The sequence below is a fragment of the Frisingicoccus sp. genome (assembly GCF_048388605.1).
Classification (GTDB): domain Bacteria; phylum Bacillota; class Clostridia; order Lachnospirales; family Lachnospiraceae; genus Frisingicoccus.
In genome coordinates this window covers 12,023-29,406 of record NZ_DBGCTU010000045.1, presented here as the reverse complement: position 1 = coordinate 29,406, position 17,384 = coordinate 12,023, and the positions used below count along the sequence as shown (strand labels likewise).

The 17,384-nt window shown below is 44.5% G+C and carries 14 protein-coding genes; 12 read left to right on the top strand and 2 right to left on the bottom strand.

All coding sequences use genetic code 11. From position 1 onward, the window contains the following. Positions 1 to 165: 165 nt before the first annotated feature. The 4 genes from ACMN7X_RS12420 (at position 166) to ACMN7X_RS12405 (ending at position 8,497) form a co-directional block, all read left to right on the top strand. Positions 166 to 3,705 (top strand): response regulator, encoded by a 3,540-nt coding sequence (locus ACMN7X_RS12420; protein ID WP_418747782.1) that lies wholly within the window; start codon positions 166 to 168, stop codon positions 3,703 to 3,705. 143 nt (positions 3,706 to 3,848) lie between these two features. Next, positions 3,849 to 4,121: an Hpt domain-containing protein gene (locus ACMN7X_RS12415; protein ID WP_418747781.1), complete on the top strand. Its 273-nt coding sequence runs from the start codon at positions 3,849 to 3,851 to the stop codon at positions 4,119 to 4,121. A gap of 1 nt (position 4,122) precedes the next feature. Then, complete coding sequence (locus ACMN7X_RS12410) at positions 4,123 to 6,675, top strand: response regulator (protein ID WP_418747780.1); 2,553 nt, start codon at positions 4,123 to 4,125, stop codon at positions 6,673 to 6,675. A gap of 19 nt (positions 6,676 to 6,694) precedes the next feature. Beyond that, positions 6,695 to 8,497 carry an alpha-amylase family glycosyl hydrolase gene (locus ACMN7X_RS12405; RefSeq protein ID WP_418747779.1) on the top strand — a complete coding sequence of 601 codons (1,803 nt, stop codon included), beginning with the start codon at positions 6,695 to 6,697 and terminating at the stop codon, positions 8,495 to 8,497. Positions 8,498 to 8,544: 47 nt separating this feature from the next. Here the strand turns inward: ACMN7X_RS12405 and ACMN7X_RS12400 are convergent, their stop codons facing one another. Then, positions 8,545 to 8,727, bottom strand: coding sequence for a hypothetical protein (locus tag ACMN7X_RS12400; protein ID WP_418747778.1), 183 nt, complete (start codon positions 8,725 to 8,727; stop codon positions 8,545 to 8,547). Between the two features lie 87 nt (positions 8,728 to 8,814). Beyond that, positions 8,815 to 9,294 (bottom strand): S-ribosylhomocysteine lyase, encoded by a 480-nt coding sequence (locus tag ACMN7X_RS12395; protein ID WP_418747777.1) that lies wholly within the window; start codon positions 9,292 to 9,294, stop codon positions 8,815 to 8,817. Between the two features lie 136 nt (positions 9,295 to 9,430). On the opposite strand from ACMN7X_RS12395, the gene ACMN7X_RS12390 reads away from it, so the two are divergent. The 8 genes from ACMN7X_RS12390 (at position 9,431) to ACMN7X_RS12355 (ending at position 17,351) form a co-directional block, all read left to right on the top strand. After that, positions 9,431 to 10,816, top strand: coding sequence for a MurT ligase domain-containing protein (locus ACMN7X_RS12390; protein WP_418747776.1), 1,386 nt, complete (start codon positions 9,431 to 9,433; stop codon positions 10,814 to 10,816). Beyond that, a complete protein-coding gene (locus ACMN7X_RS12385) occupies positions 10,813 to 11,520 on the top strand; it encodes a hypothetical protein (protein WP_418747775.1) in 708 nt (235 codons plus the stop codon). Before ACMN7X_RS12390 ends, ACMN7X_RS12385 begins: the two co-directional genes overlap by 4 nt. 33 nt (positions 11,521 to 11,553) lie before the next feature. Continuing rightward, a complete protein-coding gene (locus tag ACMN7X_RS12380; protein ID WP_418747774.1) occupies positions 11,554 to 12,672 on the top strand; it encodes a MurT ligase domain-containing protein in 1,119 nt (372 codons plus the stop codon). Then, positions 12,669 to 13,382 carry a hypothetical protein gene (locus ACMN7X_RS12375; protein WP_418747773.1) on the top strand — a complete coding sequence of 238 codons (714 nt, stop codon included), beginning with the start codon at positions 12,669 to 12,671 and terminating at the stop codon, positions 13,380 to 13,382. Before ACMN7X_RS12380 ends, ACMN7X_RS12375 begins: the two co-directional genes overlap by 4 nt. A gap of 13 nt (positions 13,383 to 13,395) precedes the next feature. Beyond that, complete coding sequence (locus tag ACMN7X_RS12370) at positions 13,396 to 14,439, top strand: lactonase family protein (protein WP_418747772.1); 1,044 nt, start codon at positions 13,396 to 13,398, stop codon at positions 14,437 to 14,439. Positions 14,440 to 14,552: 113 nt separating this feature from the next. Continuing rightward, on the top strand, positions 14,553 to 15,212 hold the full coding sequence (locus ACMN7X_RS12365) for a response regulator transcription factor (RefSeq protein WP_418747806.1): 660 nt from the start codon (positions 14,553 to 14,555) through the stop codon (positions 15,210 to 15,212). Then, entirely contained in the window at positions 15,209 to 16,666 is a 1,458-nt protein-coding gene (locus tag ACMN7X_RS12360; protein ID WP_418747771.1) for a sensor histidine kinase, read from the top strand. The genes ACMN7X_RS12365 and ACMN7X_RS12360 overlap by 4 nt, the downstream gene beginning before the upstream one ends. Further along, positions 16,653 to 17,351, top strand: coding sequence for a hypothetical protein (locus ACMN7X_RS12355; RefSeq protein ID WP_418747770.1), 699 nt, complete (start codon positions 16,653 to 16,655; stop codon positions 17,349 to 17,351). The genes ACMN7X_RS12360 and ACMN7X_RS12355 overlap by 14 nt, the downstream gene beginning before the upstream one ends. The last annotated feature ends 33 nt before the right edge of the window (positions 17,352 to 17,384 follow it).

The window sequence follows — 17,384 nt, the reverse complement described above, 5'->3', positions numbered from 1 at the left end:
TGTTTTCCAGGAGAGAGCGCCGTTTTTAATGTCTTATGCGGCTGCTAAAAAGCGCATTTTTCTTGCTTTCTAAAGAATAGTGTTTTATATTGGATTTAAGTGGAAATTATGGTAGGATATAATTAAGTAATACTATCAGGATATGATAAAAATGGAGAGTGTGCCATGAAGTCAGAAGATTATGAAGTGATTTTGGATGCCCTGGATACGACTGCGATTTATGTGATCAGTGAAGAAAATCACGAGATGCTGTATTATAACCAGAGGGTGAAAGATGTAGCGCCTGGGGTCAGAAAAGGGATGGTATGCCATGAATTATGGGCCGGGAAATGTGATAATTGTCCTTTGATCGAAATAGGGGATAAAGAGAAAAATTCGGTTACCAATTATAATGACCCTTTTGGAAAAGCGGTGGATATTGTCGCAAAAAGAATTATTTGGAAAGATACGATTCCGGCTTTTGTTATTACGATTACTCCCCATCAGGAGTCTGCCAGTTATTCTTATCACAAGATATTCCGGGGCAACCTGACATTTGATAGGTATGAGGTCGTTAAGGTGCCGAAGGAAGAGCGGGATATACATCCTTATAATACGGTCAGACTGTCGGATTGTCTGAATATGCTTGCCGATGATGGTTATATACACAGCGAGGATGAGGAAAAATTCCGTGAGTTTGTCCAATTGTCCCATCTCAGGGAAGAGCTGCATTCGGGCAAAAATATGCTTGTGTGTAATTACCGTCGGAAATCCGGGAAGGAGTACCGTTGGAATACAATAGAGGTTATTCCGGATTCGAATTACTCGGATGACAATCAATCGGTGATGGTTTATGTCAGGGATATGCATGATATGTATCAGGAAGGGTTGGGCTATGAAGAGCTTAACCTGAAGAATGAGGCCATATTGAAGGCCCTCGGAGAAGAAAATTTTGGAATATATCTCATTGATCTGAGTCAGGATACGGTTTCCGCCGTGCGTGCGGCAGAGGAGGATGAAGAACTGGTAGGCGGCCGAAGAAAAGGCTGGAACATCGTGTTGGAGAACCTGTTGAAATATCGGTATCATCCGGATTACTGGGATAAATTCCGAAGTATGTTTTCAAGAGAAGTATTGCAGGAATCTTCCAGGGAAGGAAAGACCAAACTGGAGCTTGTTGCGGAGCGAAAAATATCAGGCGAATATCATTATATCAGTGCAACGGCGCATTTTTATAACTACGGAAAAACCAGCGATTATGTTGTTATGGCTTTTCAGGATGTGGATGCCCGGATTCGCAGCGAGATTGAGCGGGCCCAGAATGATATAAGGATGGCAGCGATTATTCAGTCGAGATACGGTGTCATGAATACGCTGCATTTGTCGTCGGGAATCTGCGAAAGGGTTTATCTGCATGGAACGGAGAGAAACGGAAGAACGGAGAAAGGCGACTATGCCGCCTATATTGAGAAGGCGGTTGAAAATTGCGTCAGGGATGAGGACAGAGAGAGATTTCTTGCGGTCTTTTCTCTGGAAAACCTGCGGAAAAAAGCAGAAGAAGTTGAGGATTTTGAGGAGATCATCTTTCAGTATCAGCAAAAAAAGGAGCCGTACAGGTGGCTTGAGGAACATATTTTCTTTATTCCCCAGGAATCCGGTGTGGCGGTAAATATCCTTGGCCGGGATATCACTCTGGAGAGGGAAAAGGAAGAAGAGGAAATGCGGAAGGCCAGGGAAAGGGCCAATATCATCAACAGTCTGAGCAGTATGTTTTTTGCGACATATTATATTGATCTGATGAACGGCACTTTTCGCGTGATTACCCAGAAGGAGGATGTGCGGCAGGTACTTGGCGAGGAACGGAATTATATGGAGGGTATGGAGATATATACCCGTAAGTTTGTTCATCCGGATGACAGAGAAGATTATAAGAAGAAACTGGGCATCCCAAATTTGCTGAATGAATTAAGTCCGGAGCATCCGACGGTAGCTTTTGAGTATCGCAAAGCCGAGAAGCGAAATGGGATGACCCAATGGACGCGTGCCAGTATTGTTGCGGCGGATTGTGAGAACGGAAGGCCGAAAACAGTTATATATGTAGCCCAGGATATTACGGAAAGTAAGCAGAAGGAAGAACGGGACAGAAAAGCGTTGATAGAAGCCTGTGAGGCGGCAAATCATGCCAATGCGGCCAAAAGTGAATTCTTATCGCGGATGAGTCATGATATAAGAACGCCAATGAATGCGATCATCGGCATGACTGCGATTGCCGGAACGCATCTGGATGACAGGGAGAAGGTTTCGGACTGTTTGGGGAAGATTACGGTTTCCAGCAGGCATTTGCTGTCGTTGATCAATGAAGTACTCGATATGAGCAAGATTGAATCGGGCAGAATTGAGCTGACCGAAGAAGAATTTAACCTGTCCAATCTGCTTGAAAGTATTTTGACGATGGTCCGGCCATCTATGAACGCTAAGGAACAGCAGCTGCATGTTCATATTTTTGAAGTAGCCCATGAGGATGTTATCGGTGATGAGATCCGACTTCAGCAGGTGTTTATGAATATTATATCGAATGCTGTCAAATATACGCCGGTCGGAGGAAAACTGGAAATTGAGATTTCGGAGAAACCTTCAAAGATTTATGGATACGGATGTTATGAATTTGTTTTCCAGGATAATGGTATCGGCATGTCCGAAGAATATCAGAAACAGATATTTGAGCCGTTTTCCAGGGCTGAGGATTGCCGTGTCAGCAAGATTGAGGGGACCGGCCTCGGCATGACGATAGCGCAGAATATTGTACGGATGATGAACGGAGATATTGACGTCGTGAGCAAGGAGAACGAGGGCTCCAGATTTACGGTGACAGTGTTCCTCAAGCAGCAGAATGTAGAGAATTCCGATATCAGAGAGCTGCAGCAGCTTCCTGTTCTTGTGGCGGATGATGATGAATATGCCTGTGAGGCAGCCTGCAAAATACTGGCCGATATCGGAATGTGCGGGGAATGGGTGCTTTCCGGTGAAGAGGCGGTAAGAAGGACTCAGGCGGCCTGTGAGGAAGGAAGAGATTTCTTTGCGGTGATTCTGGACTGGAAAATGCCCGGAATGGATGGCATTGAAACTGCGAGAGAGATACGGAAATTATTGGGAGATGAACTGCCTATCATTATCCTTTCGGCCTATGACTGGTCAGAGGTGGAGGAAGAGGCGAGAGAGGCCGGCGTAAACGGTTTTATCACGAAGCCGTTGTTTAAATCACGGCTCGTCTACATGTTCAGGCAGTTTATTGAGACTTCCGGAAACAGGAAGGATGCGGAGAAAGAAGACGGTTCGGAGAGAGATTACGGCGAAAAAAGGCTGCTGCTTGTTGAGGATAATGAATTGAACCGGGAGATTGCGGAGGAGATCATCGGAGAAACGGGAATTATCATAGAGACTGCGGTAAATGGGCTGGAAGCCGTGGAAATGTACGAAAGTCATGAGGAACATTATTACGATCTCATCTTTATGGATGTTCAAATGCCGGTGATGGATGGATATACGGCCACCCGGAGAATTCGACAGTCTCATAAGGGAGATGCCTTCAGTATTCCGATCATTGCCATGACGGCCAATGCTTTTTCAGATGATGTGGCGCAGAGCAAACGGGCCGGAATGAATGAGCATATTACAAAGCCGCTGGATATCGAAGAACTGATGCGGTGCATGGACCGGTGGCTGTAGAAAACGAATCAGGCGTTTTATTATGCAATGCACAAAGGGAGGAAATATTTATGAATTTGCAGGAATGTTACGCTGCTCTGGGTGGTAATTATACCGAGGTGTGTGGATGACTGCACAGTGAACGGTTAGTGCAGAAATTTGTTTTGAAATTTTTGGATGATAAAAGCTATGAGCTGCTCTGTGTTTCGATGGCAGAGAAAGATTATGGAGAGGCTTTTCGGGCCGCTCATACAATAAAGGGTGTGTGCCAGAATCTTGGCTTTACAAAACTGTTGGAATCCAGCAGCCTGCTGTCGGATGCGCTGCGCAACGGCTGGACGCCGGAAGCGGATACGCTGATCGGGCAGGTGAAAGAGGATTACCGCATAACCGCAGAGGCGATTCGGGAATTTCAGAAGAGCTGCGGAGGACGGTAAGATGGAAAAAAAGGATAGAACGATTCGTTTTTTGACATTCAGTTTATTGGGCGTCAGTGTTTTTTGTGTTTGTGTTTTCGGATTTTTAATAAGATACATAAATCAGCAGAGTTCGGAAACCGTCAATGAGTTGGGGAATATTTATATGACCGGCATGAATGAGCGGATCTCAAAGCATTTTGAGACAATGGTCGAATTGAAGATGACTCAGCTTGAAACGACGGTGAATACGATTCCGGCAAAATATGATTCCGACAGTGAGGAACTGAGGGAATGGCTGGAATCCGGCGCGAAAGCCCGTGATTTTGAAGCTTTGGCCTATTATTTTGAAGATGGAAGTTTTGAAATGATCTATGGGAGCCCGGTGGAGTCCCCGAATCCGGATTTGTTTCTGGAATCCATGAAAAACGGAGAACGGAAGATATCTGTGGGGATTAATGAAGAGGGAGAAAAGAGTGCGGTTTTGGGAGTGCCCTTTTCTCTGAAGACGGAAGATGGAAGAAACTGTATTGCCCTGGTGGGGAAAATGCCGATCGACTATATTTCTTCGACGCTTTCCCTGGGAGACCAGGATACGATGGTGTACTCTTTTGTTATCCGAAAAGATGGGAGTTTTGTTGTTCGAAGCTACGACAGCACCCGGGATAGTTATTTTAAACGGATCCGAGCGCTTTATGAAGAAATTGACGGAAAGCCGACAGAGCAGTTGATCTCTGAGCTGCAGACAGCCATGGAGAATGATGAGGATTATGCTTCCATGCTTAAAATTTACGGGGAAAGGCGCCAGATGTATTGCTCTAAGCTGCCGATGTCCGAGTGGTATCTGGTGACAGTTATGCCTTATGGAACGCTGGACCGCACAATTGAGTCTATGGGAAGACGGTCGCTGAATGTTTTTGTGGCAGGCTGCGCCCTTATACTGGTTGCGCTTGCTCTCGTTTTCTGGAAATATATCAGGATGAGCCGGAAGCAGATGCAGGAATTGGAAGAGGCCCGGCGGATGGCGGAAAAAGCCAGCCGGTCCAAGGGTGAATTTCTTTCAAATATGAGCCACGATATCCGTACCCCGATGAATGCCATCGTCGGCATGACAGCCATTGCCATGGCCAATATCCAGGACAGCAAGAAGGTGCACGATTGTCTCAGAAAAATAGCCCTGTCAAGCAAACATCTGCTCGGATTGATCAATGATGTGCTGGATATGTCAAAAATTGAGAGCGGAAAAATGACGCTCAATAAGGAGTTGGTATCCCTGAGAGAGGCGATGGAAAGCCTCATCAATATTATCCAGCCTCAGATTCGGGAGAAACAGCAAAAGTTTAATGTTTTCATTTATAATATTTCTTCAGAAAATGTACGCTGCGACAGTGTCCGGCTGAATCAGATCCTGTTGAATCTGCTGTCCAATGCGGTTAAATTCACTCCGGAGGGCGGTTCCATTGAAGTGTCTCTTCATGAGGAAGAATCTCCGAAGGGGAATGATTATGTCCGCATTTTGATCCGGGTTAAGGATAACGGCATCGGAATGTCTGAGGAATTCCAGGAACATCTTTTTGACTCCTTTACACGGGAGGACAGTAAGCGTGTACAGAAGACAGAGGGAACCGGCTTAGGAATGGCTATTACAAAATACATTGTGGATGCCATGAAGGGAGATATTCAGGTTAAGAGCGTTCAGGGGAAGGGAACGGAATTTTGCGTTACTCTGGACTTTGAAAAAGCGGAGGAGCGGGAGGAAACGATGCATCTTCCGAATATTACGATGCTTGTGGTGGATGATGATCAGCAGCTGTGCGAGAGTACGGTGGCTTCCCTGAATTCCATCGGCATTGAGGCGGAATGGGCGCTGGATGGTGAAACCGCTATCGAAATGGTGAACCGGCATCACAGTATCCATGATGATTATCAGGTGATCCTTCTCGACTGGAAGCTTCCGGGGATGGACGGCATCCGAACAGCCAGGGAACTTCGCAGAGAATTGGGTGCGGATGTTCCGATTTTGTTGATTTCCGCTTATGACTGCAATGAAATCGAGGCGGAGGCACGGGCTGCCGGAATCAGTGGATTTTTGTCAAAGCCTTTGTTTAAGTCAACATTGTATTACGGATTAAAGCCGTATACAGGAGCATCGGAACATATATCATCTGTGCCGAAGCCGTCGGAGCATGATTTCTCCGGCCGTCGGCTGCTGGTTGCGGAAGATAACGAATTAAACTGGGAGATTGTCAGCGAGCTGCTCCGGGAATTGGGAATGGAACTGGAATGGGCGGAAAACGGCCGGATCTGTGTGGATAAATTCAGTCAGTCGGAAGTGGGATTTTATGATGCGATCTTGATGGATATCCGAATGCCGGTCATGGACGGATATGAAGCGTCAGATTCTATCCGCGGTATGAACCGCCCGGATGCCGATCTGCCGATCATAGCCATGACGGCCGACGCATTTTCGGAGGATATTCAGAGATGTATCAAGCATGGTATGAATGCCCATATAGCGAAACCAATCGATATCAAAGAGGTTTCCCGTGTTCTGGAAAGATACTTTGAACTTTAATCGTGAAGGAGGGGGATGGATGTCTTGGAAGATAAGCCGGGGAGAGCCATGGCCCTATGGAATTACTATAAGAGATAAGAAGATAAATATAACCTTTGAACTTCCGGAGGAGAGGCCAAGCCGGAGAAGCGGGAAACCCGCATGTCCGGCGGAGAAAAATCTTATCCTGAAAATATATAATCTAAAAAGCCGCGGGGAAGAGGAACTGCCGATTGATAAAAACTGGCGTTTTGCCCGGATATACAGCATCGCCTTAGAGTGGGAAGCATCGGATATGCGGGATGACCGGATGGATATAGAAGATTACGGTTATCAGATTTTATATGGCGGGCAGCCGGTCTCCATGCCCTATGCCAAAGCATTGAGGCGTATAAAGGGAGAAAGGATTTATCTCTTTAAGGAAAAGGATTATGATTGGGGAGAAGATGCATTTCCGGGCCTGGATTTTGATGAGCTGATCATCTATAAGCTGCATGTCAGGGGCTTTACAAAACATGCGTCCTCCCGGGTAAAGCATCGGGGGACCTTTGAAGGCGTTATCGAAAAAATACCTTATTTGAAAGCTTTGGGAATCAATGGTGTGGAACTTATGCCCGTATATGATTTTGATGTGGAGAATCCGGAGGATGCGGCAGGACGTAAAAATTACTGGGGCTATGGTCCGGCCCATTTTATGGCCGTAAAGCCGGAATATGGAGCCGAGCCGGAAAACGCCGGGGAAAGTCTGAAGGCGCTGGTGCGGGCGATGCACCGCGAAGGCATCGAGGTTTATATGGAACTGTTTTTTACCGGAAAGGAAACGGCGGACTTTCAGATGGCCTGCCTGCGCCGGTGGGTTCTCGATTATCACATCGATGGTTTTCATCTGAATCAGACGTCCACCCGTCTCCGGGAGGTTTTAGCGGATGGTATTTTGGCGGAAACCAAAGTGATGAGCGAAGATTTTAACGGATTTTCGGATAAAAACATGTCGGGCCGGCGCCGGGCCGTTTATCATAACGGTTTTCAGGACAGCATGCGTCGTTTCCTGCGGGGGAACGAGGGCTGCGCCGGTGATTTCATGATGCAGATTTTGAATCGCTCCGATGCTCAGGGAAACATCCAGTATATGACAAACAATAATGGATTTACGATGATGGACCTGGTCAGCTATGACAACCGCCATAATGAGGCAAACGGTGAGGAGAATCTGGACGGGTCCTCATGGAATTTCAGCTGGAACTGCGGAGCGGAGGGAACGAGCCGGAAACGGGATGTTCTTCGGCTGCGGCGGCAGCAGTTGAAAAATGCCTGGATTCTGAATATTTTCCAGCAGGGAACGCCGCTGATCTATGCGGGGGATGAATTTGGGAACAGCCAGAAGGGAAATAATAATGCCTGGTGCCAGGATAACAGCGTTTCATGGCTGAACTGGAATTTACTGCAAAAAAATGAATGGCTGTATGATTTTGCTGTAAAGATGATCGAATTGCGCATGACAGATCGGCTGCTGCATCCGGAGAAGCCTTTTGCTCAGACGGATAAGTCGGCCAACGGTCTGCCGGATTTTTCCTTTCATGGAAAAGTACCGTGGTTTGTTTATGAAGCAAACTGGAACCGCTGTATCGGATGTATGTATGCGGAGAACGGCGAGGCATGGTATTTTGCTTATAATATGAATTTTACAAAGGAAATATTTTCTCTGCCGGGGCTGCCGAAAAAAGGCCTGTGGCGTGTCTATCTGGATACGGCCGAGTCCAATGTTCCGGGCTCCCTGCTGGATGACGGACAGATCATCCTGGAGGGGCACAGCATTGTTCTTCTTCGCGGAAAATATATTTAAAAATAAAAATCAGGGCAGAGTCATAAAACGTCTCAGCCCTGATTCTTTTAATAGAAATGTTGCCCGGAATAGTCGTCCTCCGGCGGAAAATCGCCGATATAAGGCAAGTCATGCCTGTCATCCACAAGCATAGTGTCCGGGGTATCACTGTAATCCGTGTAATCATCCGACATTCGGTGGACTCGCGGGAACCAATGGTGTACCTTTTTGTTTCCGTCATAAAAAGTCATAAGGAACCTCCTTTGCTCCGATATATTGTTAGTTTGAAGCAAAAGGGTGGAATTTATTCTGCCGGGCGATTTTTGGCGGATAATGGATCATTCCGGGTAGATGAGGCGTTCATTGCCGATATTTTCCAGAACTTCTTTTAAAAATTTATCGGCCAGGTAATTCGCCATCGGCAGATTCATATCCCGGAAATTGCCGCAGTCCTTTGCACAAGCGCCGGGAACTTCACCGTCAAAATCCCTGATAAATAAGAACATTTCCTTCATCAGAGGAACAATATCCTTGGATTCGTAATCGCCGCTTAAAAGTAAATAAAATCCGGTTCGGCAGCCCATTGGACCGAAGTAGACGGTTTTCGGGCCATATTGAGGATGATTTCTCAGGAAAGTCGCCGCCAGATGTTCTATGGTGTGAATTTCCGCCGTATTCATGACCGGCTCATAATTCGGGCGGGTCATACGGATGTCAAAGGTGGTTACAGTTTCCGCGCCGACCGCATCCTTTCGCGATACATATATTCCCGGAAGCAGTTTTAAATGATCAATCGTAAAGCTGGTTATTTTTTCCATAAACGGTCTCCTTTTATTTCTTTAATATATAGGAATATTATATAAGAGAATGAAAGAAAACGCAATTCTTGTTGAATTTTAAGGGGTATAAGTGTAAAATGGAACGTGACGAAAAGATAAGGGGAGGAGTCAATCGATGAAAACAAGCAAAATACGTTTTTATGTGACGATTTCTATTGTAAAAATAGCGACAAAAATATTAAAGATTTTAGGACGAAATGCAACCCATCTGCCGGGATGGATGGCCAATAAACTTTGCCCGGATTTTCTCGGGCATCTGGAAAAGCCGGAGCGCCTTGTATATATAACTGGAACAAATGGTAAAACAACGGTATCTAATCTGACGGCAGAAGTGTTGAAAGATAATGGCTATGATTATATTAATAATGCCTCAGGCAGTAATGTCAGTGAGGGAGTTATTTCTGCTCTTCTTTCCAAAAGCAGTTTTTTTGGTAAATCCAGGTGCAAACTGGCAATTTTAGAAGTAGATGAACGCTATTCACCATTAATTTACCCATATATGCCGCCGGATTATTTGCTTTGCACAAATTTATTTAGAGATTCTTATAAACGTAATGCCCATGCGGAATTTATTTTCAATGTTTTAAACAGTCAGATACCGAGGCATACTAAACTTATTTTAAATGGTGAGGATTTAATCAGCAATCATTTGGCTGTGGGAAATGAACGGTGCTATTTCGGAATTCATTGCCCGGATGGTCACAGCAGTTCGGATAATATTATTAAAGATATTGTGGCTTGTCCAAATTGTGGAGCTATGCTTAAATATGAGTATATCCGTTATAATCATATTGGACGGGCCCATTGTCCGAATTGTGATTTTGGGTCACCGGAGATGGATTATTCAGTAGAGAAAATTGATTATGACAGTCAGAGATGCCTCGTAAAGACTCCGGATGGAACTTATGACTTTAAATTGATCGGAAATAATGTGACGGATATTTATAATATGATTGCGGCGATTTCACTCTTATCAGAATTGGGATTGAAAATGCCACAGATTCAGGAATCTTTTGAAAAAGTAAAAGTGGCTGCATCGCGTTATAGTTCTGAAATGGTGAATGGCAGGGAATTGATAATGAATCTTGCAAAGGGCCAGAATCCGATCGCATGTTCCAGAGTCTGTGATTTTATACAGCATGAGCAGGGAACCAAAACCGTTGTATGTATGGTAGACGATTTTTTTGATGCAAAAGAAACCAGTGAAAATATCGCCTGGATTTTTGATATTGATTTTGAATTTTTAAATAATAATTCAGTAAAACAGATTGTACTTACAGGGGCTCGAAATGCAGATTATCATCTGAGGCTGTTGATGGCTGGTATACCTGAAGAGAAGATTGTTTGCTGTGAAAAGGAAGTGGATGCAGCAGATTATGTTGACATTTCGCTGTCAGATAAAATTTATTTGCTATATGATGTTTATACGGTGGAATATGCAGAAAAGGTATATCAGAATTTGAAAAAACGATTGGAAGAAGGAGGAGAGAAAGCACAATGAAGATTGAAGTTCTTTTTCCGGAGTATTGTAATCTGTTTGCAGACTCTTCGAACATGAAATATTTGAGACAATGTTTGCCGGAAGCTGAATTTATATATACGGATTATATGTCTGAACCTGCATTTGTCAGGGAATCAGTGGATTTGATTTATATGGGTGCTATGACGGAGCGGGTTCAGTCAATGATAATAAATAAATTGTTTCCTTATAGAGAAAGGATTGTTGAGCTAATTAAAAAGGATGTTCCTTTTCTTATTACCAGTAATGCGTTGGAAGTTTTTGGACGCTGGATTGAAAATGAAGACGGTACAAAAGAAAAGGGATTGGCTATATTTGATTTTTATGCAAAGCGGAACATGATGCACCGATTTAATGGACTGGTTCGCGGACATTTTGGGGATATGCCTATTATTGGTTTTAAAACTCAGTTCTCCATGGCTTACAGTGACAATTTTAAATATAGCTTTATTCAGGTCGATAGAGGCACCGGCATGAATTCTTCCGTTGATACAGAAGGTATTCATGTACATCAGTTTTATGGAACCTATCTTGTCGGTCCATTTCTTATACTTAATCCATTATTTACAAAATATCTGATGCAGGTAATGGGGATTGAGAATCCAAAGCTGGCTTTTGAGACGGTCATTATGGAAGCTTATGAGCGACGTATGAAGGAGTTTATGGATCCTAAAGTTAAATTTTAAAAAATACTCAGACATAAGGATGGAGTTTGTAACATGGGAAAAAACACATCAGGATTTAAGAATTCTATATTAAAACTCATTAGAGGTGGGAAGCCTGTTCAGGAAATCTTTGAGCAGGTGAATAAACCGGCAACATTAGTGTATGTCAGCGGAACGAAAGGAAAAACAACGGTTTTGAATCTGGCTGGTCATGTGCTTAAAGAAAATGCCTGTGATTTTATGTGGAATATGTCAAAAGGGAATACGATTGAGACGGTGGCATCGGTTTTGCGCTCGGGGAAAAGTGTTTCTGGGCAGATGGGATGCAGCCTGGCGTTGATGGAGGTGGATGAAAAGGATATAGTACAGCTATATGAAAAAATGGCTCCGGATATTCTGGTATATACAAATATTTATACAGGTTTCTGGAATCAAAAGGGATGGATGGATGGTATTGAAAAAGAGACGGATATGTCTGTTTTTGAAAATACGAAGTTAATCTCAGAGGGAAATGGTTATGAAGTTATTTCGGTGGATGTAGAAAATGAGACATTTGTTTTGAAAATTGAAGAAAAAATGGAGAATTATCGTTTACTTGGTCCGACAAAAGCAGATATAAGCAATGAGGCAATGGCGATTGTTCTCTTGCATCAATTGGGTATGGGTTATACGCAGATTGCGGAAGGACTGAAAAGTGCGGAGAAATTTACCATTTGCAGCCATGTGGATACCGTTGGGAGTAAGAAAGTTTTTATGTGTCATGGGGAGGCGCAGAGTCCGGCCGTTTGTTCGCATATACTTGAGTGGATTGGAAAACAAAGAGATGACTGCGCAGTCGTTCTTATGGATTACAATCAGCAGGAGCAGGTGAAAGCCTCAGAGAATACAGCATGGCTTTATGAGGTGGATTATGAACCGTTAAAGCGGGCAGGCATCCGGCAGGTGATGAGCGCCGGAAACCGGTGTTATGATTATTGGGTACGTCTTCTTTTGGCAGGAATTAATGAGGAACGAATTACTTGTGCGTTTCATCCGGAGGATATTGTAAAATTAGTTGATATTGAGGATGTGGATAATATCTATGTTATATATGGACAGGGAACAGATGCGAAGGCGAAGGAGATTAAGGAGCATTTGCTTCAGCGTATCATGAAAGAGAGGGAAATAAAATGAAAATAGAAATATTATTTCCGGAATATGGCCATCTCTTTGGAGATTACGGTAATATAATGTATTTAAAGGCATGTCTGCCGGATGCGGAATTTATTGAGACTTCCCTGAACAGTGAGCCGGCTTTTGCTGTGGATGATATGAATCTTATCTATATGGGGCCAATGACTTTATATGCTCAGGAAATAGTGATTCAGAAGCTTTTGCCATACAAAGACAGAATCGAGGAATTGATTCACCGGAAGACCTGTTTTCTTTTTACGGGAAATGCAATGGAAGTATTGTTCAGGGAAATTATTGATGGCGAGAGAAAGATTCCGGGATTAAATATCTTTGATTTTTCGTCAGTCCGTGTATCCGATGGTTATTTTATCGGGAATTATTACGGGGAGTTTAATCAGAGAAAAGTTGTGGGCTGTAAAATTCAGTCGTCGATGGCCTATGGTGCAAATGAACATTGTTATTTTGCGAAGGGAATTCGCGGAACAGGGATTAATCGGACCACGGCCTATGAGGGTGTGCGGCGCAGAAACTTTATCGGTACTTACCTGCTGGGGCCGCTGCTGGTGATGAATCCGTATTTTACCCAGTATCTGATGTACCATATGGGCGTGGAAAAGCCAAAGCTGGCCTATGCGGAGGCGATGAAAGAGGCCTACAATCAAAGATTGACAGAATTTGAAAATAAACGTACGGTGATGGAAAAGGAATAACAGGAGGAAAAGCATGAACAAATACAGGGCTTATGTGGGGTCTTATACCCGTGGAGAGAGTAAAGGCATCTATATGTATGATTTTAACGGGGATTCGCCGTCTTTTGAAAAGCAGGGAATTGTGGAGATTACCAATCCATCCTTTCTGACATTGTCTGCGAATGGAGAATATTTGTATACGAATTGTGATGAAGGTGTTGCGGCCTTTAAGGTTTATGAGGATGGGAGTCTGGATTATCTGAACCGTCATTCGGTTCAGGGACTGCGGCCGTGTTATCTGCAGGTGGATTCTGCCAATGAATATCTTATAAGCGCCGGGTATTATGACGGTAAACTGACAATTTCCCGTTTGAATCCGGACGGCACGGTAGGCGATGTGACGGATGAGGTTTTTATGAAGAGTCCGGGAAGTGTTATTTCAAGAAATAACCGCTGCCATGTAAACTGTGCGCTGTTCACGCCGGATGAAAAATACATTCTTGCTGTGGATCTGGGAATGGATCAGATAAAGGTTTATGAGTTTGACCGGGTTCGCGGTACGATCGGGCTGAAAGATATTATCCGCTGCGAGATTGATTCGGGGCCGAAACATATTATATTTTCTCATGATAAAAAGTATATTTATCTGACTCATGAAAATGCCAATATGGTGACAGAGTATGCCTATTCCATGGGAAAGAAGGGACCGAAGTTTGAGAAGCTTGCGCAGCGGTCAACGCTGCCGCCGAATTTTACGGAGGACAACTGTGCGGTAACATTAAAGATCACGGAGGATGACAGGTATCTGTTTGTGACGAACTCGGGCGACAACAGTGTGGCTATCTATAAAATCGATGATGAAAAGAAAATGGATAAGCTTTGCGTGCTTCCGGTCAGCGGGATTTATCCGAGGGATATTTACCTCTTCCCGGATGGAAAGCATTTTGCCTCCGTTAATCAGGAATCGAATTCGATCACACTGTTCGGCGTTGATTATGAAAAGGGATATATTTACATGAAGGGTAAGCCGATCCATGTGCCTTGTCCGACTTGTATTGCGGTTAAAAAGTTGAAATAGTTATCGGGGATGCTTTAAAATGAGGAAATCTTATTTTAAAGCATCCTTTTATGATTAAGATGCAAAAATGATGCAGGAAGGATGTAAAATGGCGGAAAAGGAAGGTGTGTATGATGAATCGGATTTTAATTGTTGAGGATGAAAAGTCCATATTAGAGCTGATTCGGCTGAATCTTGTGGATGCCGGCTATTTCTGCGTTTGTGCGGAGGATGGGGAAAGAGCGGCGGATATACTTGAGAGGGAGAATTTTGATTTAATCATACTGGATATCATGCTGCCGAAGATCAGCGGCTATGAGTTGATGGAATACATTCGTCCGATGAATATACCGGTCATTTTTCTGACGGCAAAGTCGGATGTGATGGACCGGGTGAAGGGGTTAAAGCTCGGGGCTGAGGATTATATTGTGAAGCCTTTTGAGATCATCGAGCTGCTGGCCCGGATAGAAACGGTTCTTCGGAGGTATAATAAAACCTCCCGTGTTTTATCGGTTTATGATATTACGGTAGATACCTTTTCGAGGGTGGTAAAGAAAGCCGGGCAGACAGTGAATCTGACGGCAAAGGAATATGAACTCCTTCTGCTGTTTTTGAGGAATAAAAATATTGCTCTGTTCCGGGACAGAATTTATGAGAGTGTCTGGGGAGAAATGTACATGGGTGAAAGCCGGACCGTGGATTTACATGTTCAGCGGATGCGGAAAAAACTTGGCCTGGAATCCAAGATTGTTCCGGTTTATAAAATCGGATACCGCCTGGAGGTGGATGAGTGAAATTTTTTTGGAAATTATTTTTCAGCATTATTCTTGTCACGGAGTTTTTTGTGGGAGTCAGCGGCTATGTGCTGATCTATTCCAGTTTCAGGAATTCCGTAGAGCAGGAAGTGGAGGCGACCTATCGGGAAAATGATATGCTCTGTTTTTCTTTGAATCAGGGACTGGCATGGTCTATGGAAATGTCCAGTATATCGTTGATGTGGGGGATAGAATCGGAAGAGGAAGAGGCAGATTATAAAGATCTATTGACAAAAGCATTAACAATTCAGACGACGGAAGGGGTGATCCCTTTTTGCTTCAGTGATTCGAATGGTGAGCTCATCTGTGGAAGCCGAAAAAAAGGGTTGGATGACAGCCTTGTGAAGAAGCTGAATATGCAGCAGCGCGGATATGAGATCCGCGAGGTGGACGGTCAATATATGATTCATTGCGCCCGACCGGTAAAACTTTTAAATAAAGATTATTATATTGAGAATTACAGGGATATTACGGGCGTTTTTGAGAATCAGGCCGGATATACCCGGACTTTTTCTATAATTATGGGTTTGCTGTTTCTGGTGGGCGGCGTGGTTATTTTTATCATTTCCTACTGGCTTGTCCGGCCGATCCGGCTTTTGTCTCAGGCGACGCGGCGGCTGGCTGAGGGCAGCGATATGAAGCCGGTAAAGGTTGGCAGTCATGATGAGATCGGTCAGCTGGCAGAGGATTTCAACTGTATGGCGGTTCGGCTTTCTGAGAACATGGCTGTTTTAAAGGAATATGCACGGCGGCAGGAAATGTTTGTGGGGAATTTTGATCATGAATTGAAAACGCCGCTGACTTCAATTATCGGATATGCGGACATGCTCCGCTCCAAACGGATGACAGAGGAGCAGATCGTCCTTTTGGCAAATCAGATTTTTCAGGAAGGGAAACGGCTGCAGGTGATGTCCGAAAAACTCATGCAGCTTACGGTTTTGAAGCGGCAGGATTTTAAAATGCGGAGAGTGTCGGCAAAGCGTTTTCTGACATCGGTCTATGATACGGTGTTTCCGGCCATGCAGGCGGACGGCATTCGATTTATTGCGGAAATCCGGGAGGGGAAACTGGTTATTGAGCCGGATTTGATGAAAACCGTCTGCATTAATCTGTTGGATAATGCGCGGAAAGCCATTGACGGCGCCGGTGGCCAGGTTGTTCTCTCCGGAAAAAGAGTGAAAGGCGGCTATGAGATTGGAGTGAAGGACAATGGCTGCGGTATTCCGGCAGAGGAGCTGGCAAAGATCAGCGAGGCGTTTTATATGGTCAACAAAGCCCGTTCCCGGGGGCGCGGCGGCGCCGGACTGGGGCTTGCCGTGTGTACGGCCATTATGGAGGTTCATCACGGGCAGATGTTTTATGAGAGTACTCCGGGGAAAGGAACCTGTGTCCGGGTATTTTTGACGGAGGTGAAACGTGATGAAGCGGATTGAGAAAGCGGGGCCGTTTTTGGCAGCCGTTTTGTTATTGGCCTTTTTTATATCCATGCCGGCTCTGTTTACGGGAATTGAAGAAAAAGCGCTGATAAATCGGGTTGTCACGGAAGAATTGCCTGAAAATGTATCGATGGAGTATTCAAAGGCATCGTTATCTGTGGCTGAAAAACTGGAGATGATCGCGAGTGTGCGTGCGGGAAGCAGGAGGATCAGCCAGGTCAACGGCGGAGTTTCCACTGCGGCCAGTGATGCGGATATCATGGATAAGGCCAGAGAAGAATTGGAGAAGCTTATAAAAATGCAGGCGATCATGGAGTTCCCGGTGGAAAACTGTGAGCTCATCGGCGCCGATTTTTTTACCTTTGTGGATACTCAGGATATGAGCCGGTCCGTCAATCTTATGTGGCTTCATTTGTATACGGATGTAGGGATGGCGGACATATTGATGGATATGGAAACAGGGCAGATTTATGAGTACAATCTCTACTGGGAAAGCTACGATATGCTTGGCGGCCCGGGCGAAGTTTCCGGGGCAGCTGCCGGGGAAGTTGATGGGAGTCTGGATCTGATGGGCCTGGATGAAATGATCCGGAATTTTCAGGAATATCTTGGATTATCCCGGGAGGAATTTGAAAGCTATTATGATATTTTGAATATGCCATGGTATATAGGATTGAAATAATTTAAAATGATGCAGTTTTGATGGCAATTTGCG

What these genes read in the sequence shown, in the direction of transcription:
- ACMN7X_RS12385 (WP_418747775.1), top strand. Translation starts at nt 10,813, where the DNA reads ATGAAGATTGAAGTTCTTTTTCCGGAGTATTGTAATCTGTTTGCAGAC.
- ACMN7X_RS12380 (WP_418747774.1), top strand. Translation starts at nt 11,554, where the DNA reads ATGGGAAAAAACACATCAGGATTTAAGAATTCTATATTAAAACTCATT.
- ACMN7X_RS12370 (WP_418747772.1), top strand. Translation starts at nt 13,396, where the DNA reads ATGAACAAATACAGGGCTTATGTGGGGTCTTATACCCGTGGAGAGAGT.
- ACMN7X_RS12355 (WP_418747770.1), top strand. Translation starts at nt 16,653, where the DNA reads ATGAAGCGGATTGAGAAAGCGGGGCCGTTTTTGGCAGCCGTTTTGTTA.
- ACMN7X_RS12365 (WP_418747806.1), top strand. Translation starts at nt 14,553, where the DNA reads ATGAATCGGATTTTAATTGTTGAGGATGAAAAGTCCATATTAGAGCTG.
- ACMN7X_RS12395 (WP_418747777.1), bottom strand. Translation starts at nt 9,294, where the DNA reads ATGGAAAAAATAACCAGCTTTACGATTGATCATTTAAAACTGCTTCCG.
- ACMN7X_RS12400 (WP_418747778.1), bottom strand. Translation starts at nt 8,727, where the DNA reads ATGACTTTTTATGACGGAAACAAAAAGGTACACCATTGGTTCCCGCGA.
- ACMN7X_RS12410 (WP_418747780.1), top strand. Translation starts at nt 4,123, where the DNA reads ATGGAAAAAAAGGATAGAACGATTCGTTTTTTGACATTCAGTTTATTG.
- ACMN7X_RS12405 (WP_418747779.1), top strand. Translation starts at nt 6,695, where the DNA reads ATGTCTTGGAAGATAAGCCGGGGAGAGCCATGGCCCTATGGAATTACT.
- ACMN7X_RS12390 (WP_418747776.1), top strand. Translation starts at nt 9,431, where the DNA reads ATGAAAACAAGCAAAATACGTTTTTATGTGACGATTTCTATTGTAAAA.
- ACMN7X_RS12420 (WP_418747782.1), top strand. Translation starts at nt 166, where the DNA reads ATGAAGTCAGAAGATTATGAAGTGATTTTGGATGCCCTGGATACGACT.
- ACMN7X_RS12375 (WP_418747773.1), top strand. Translation starts at nt 12,669, where the DNA reads ATGAAAATAGAAATATTATTTCCGGAATATGGCCATCTCTTTGGAGAT.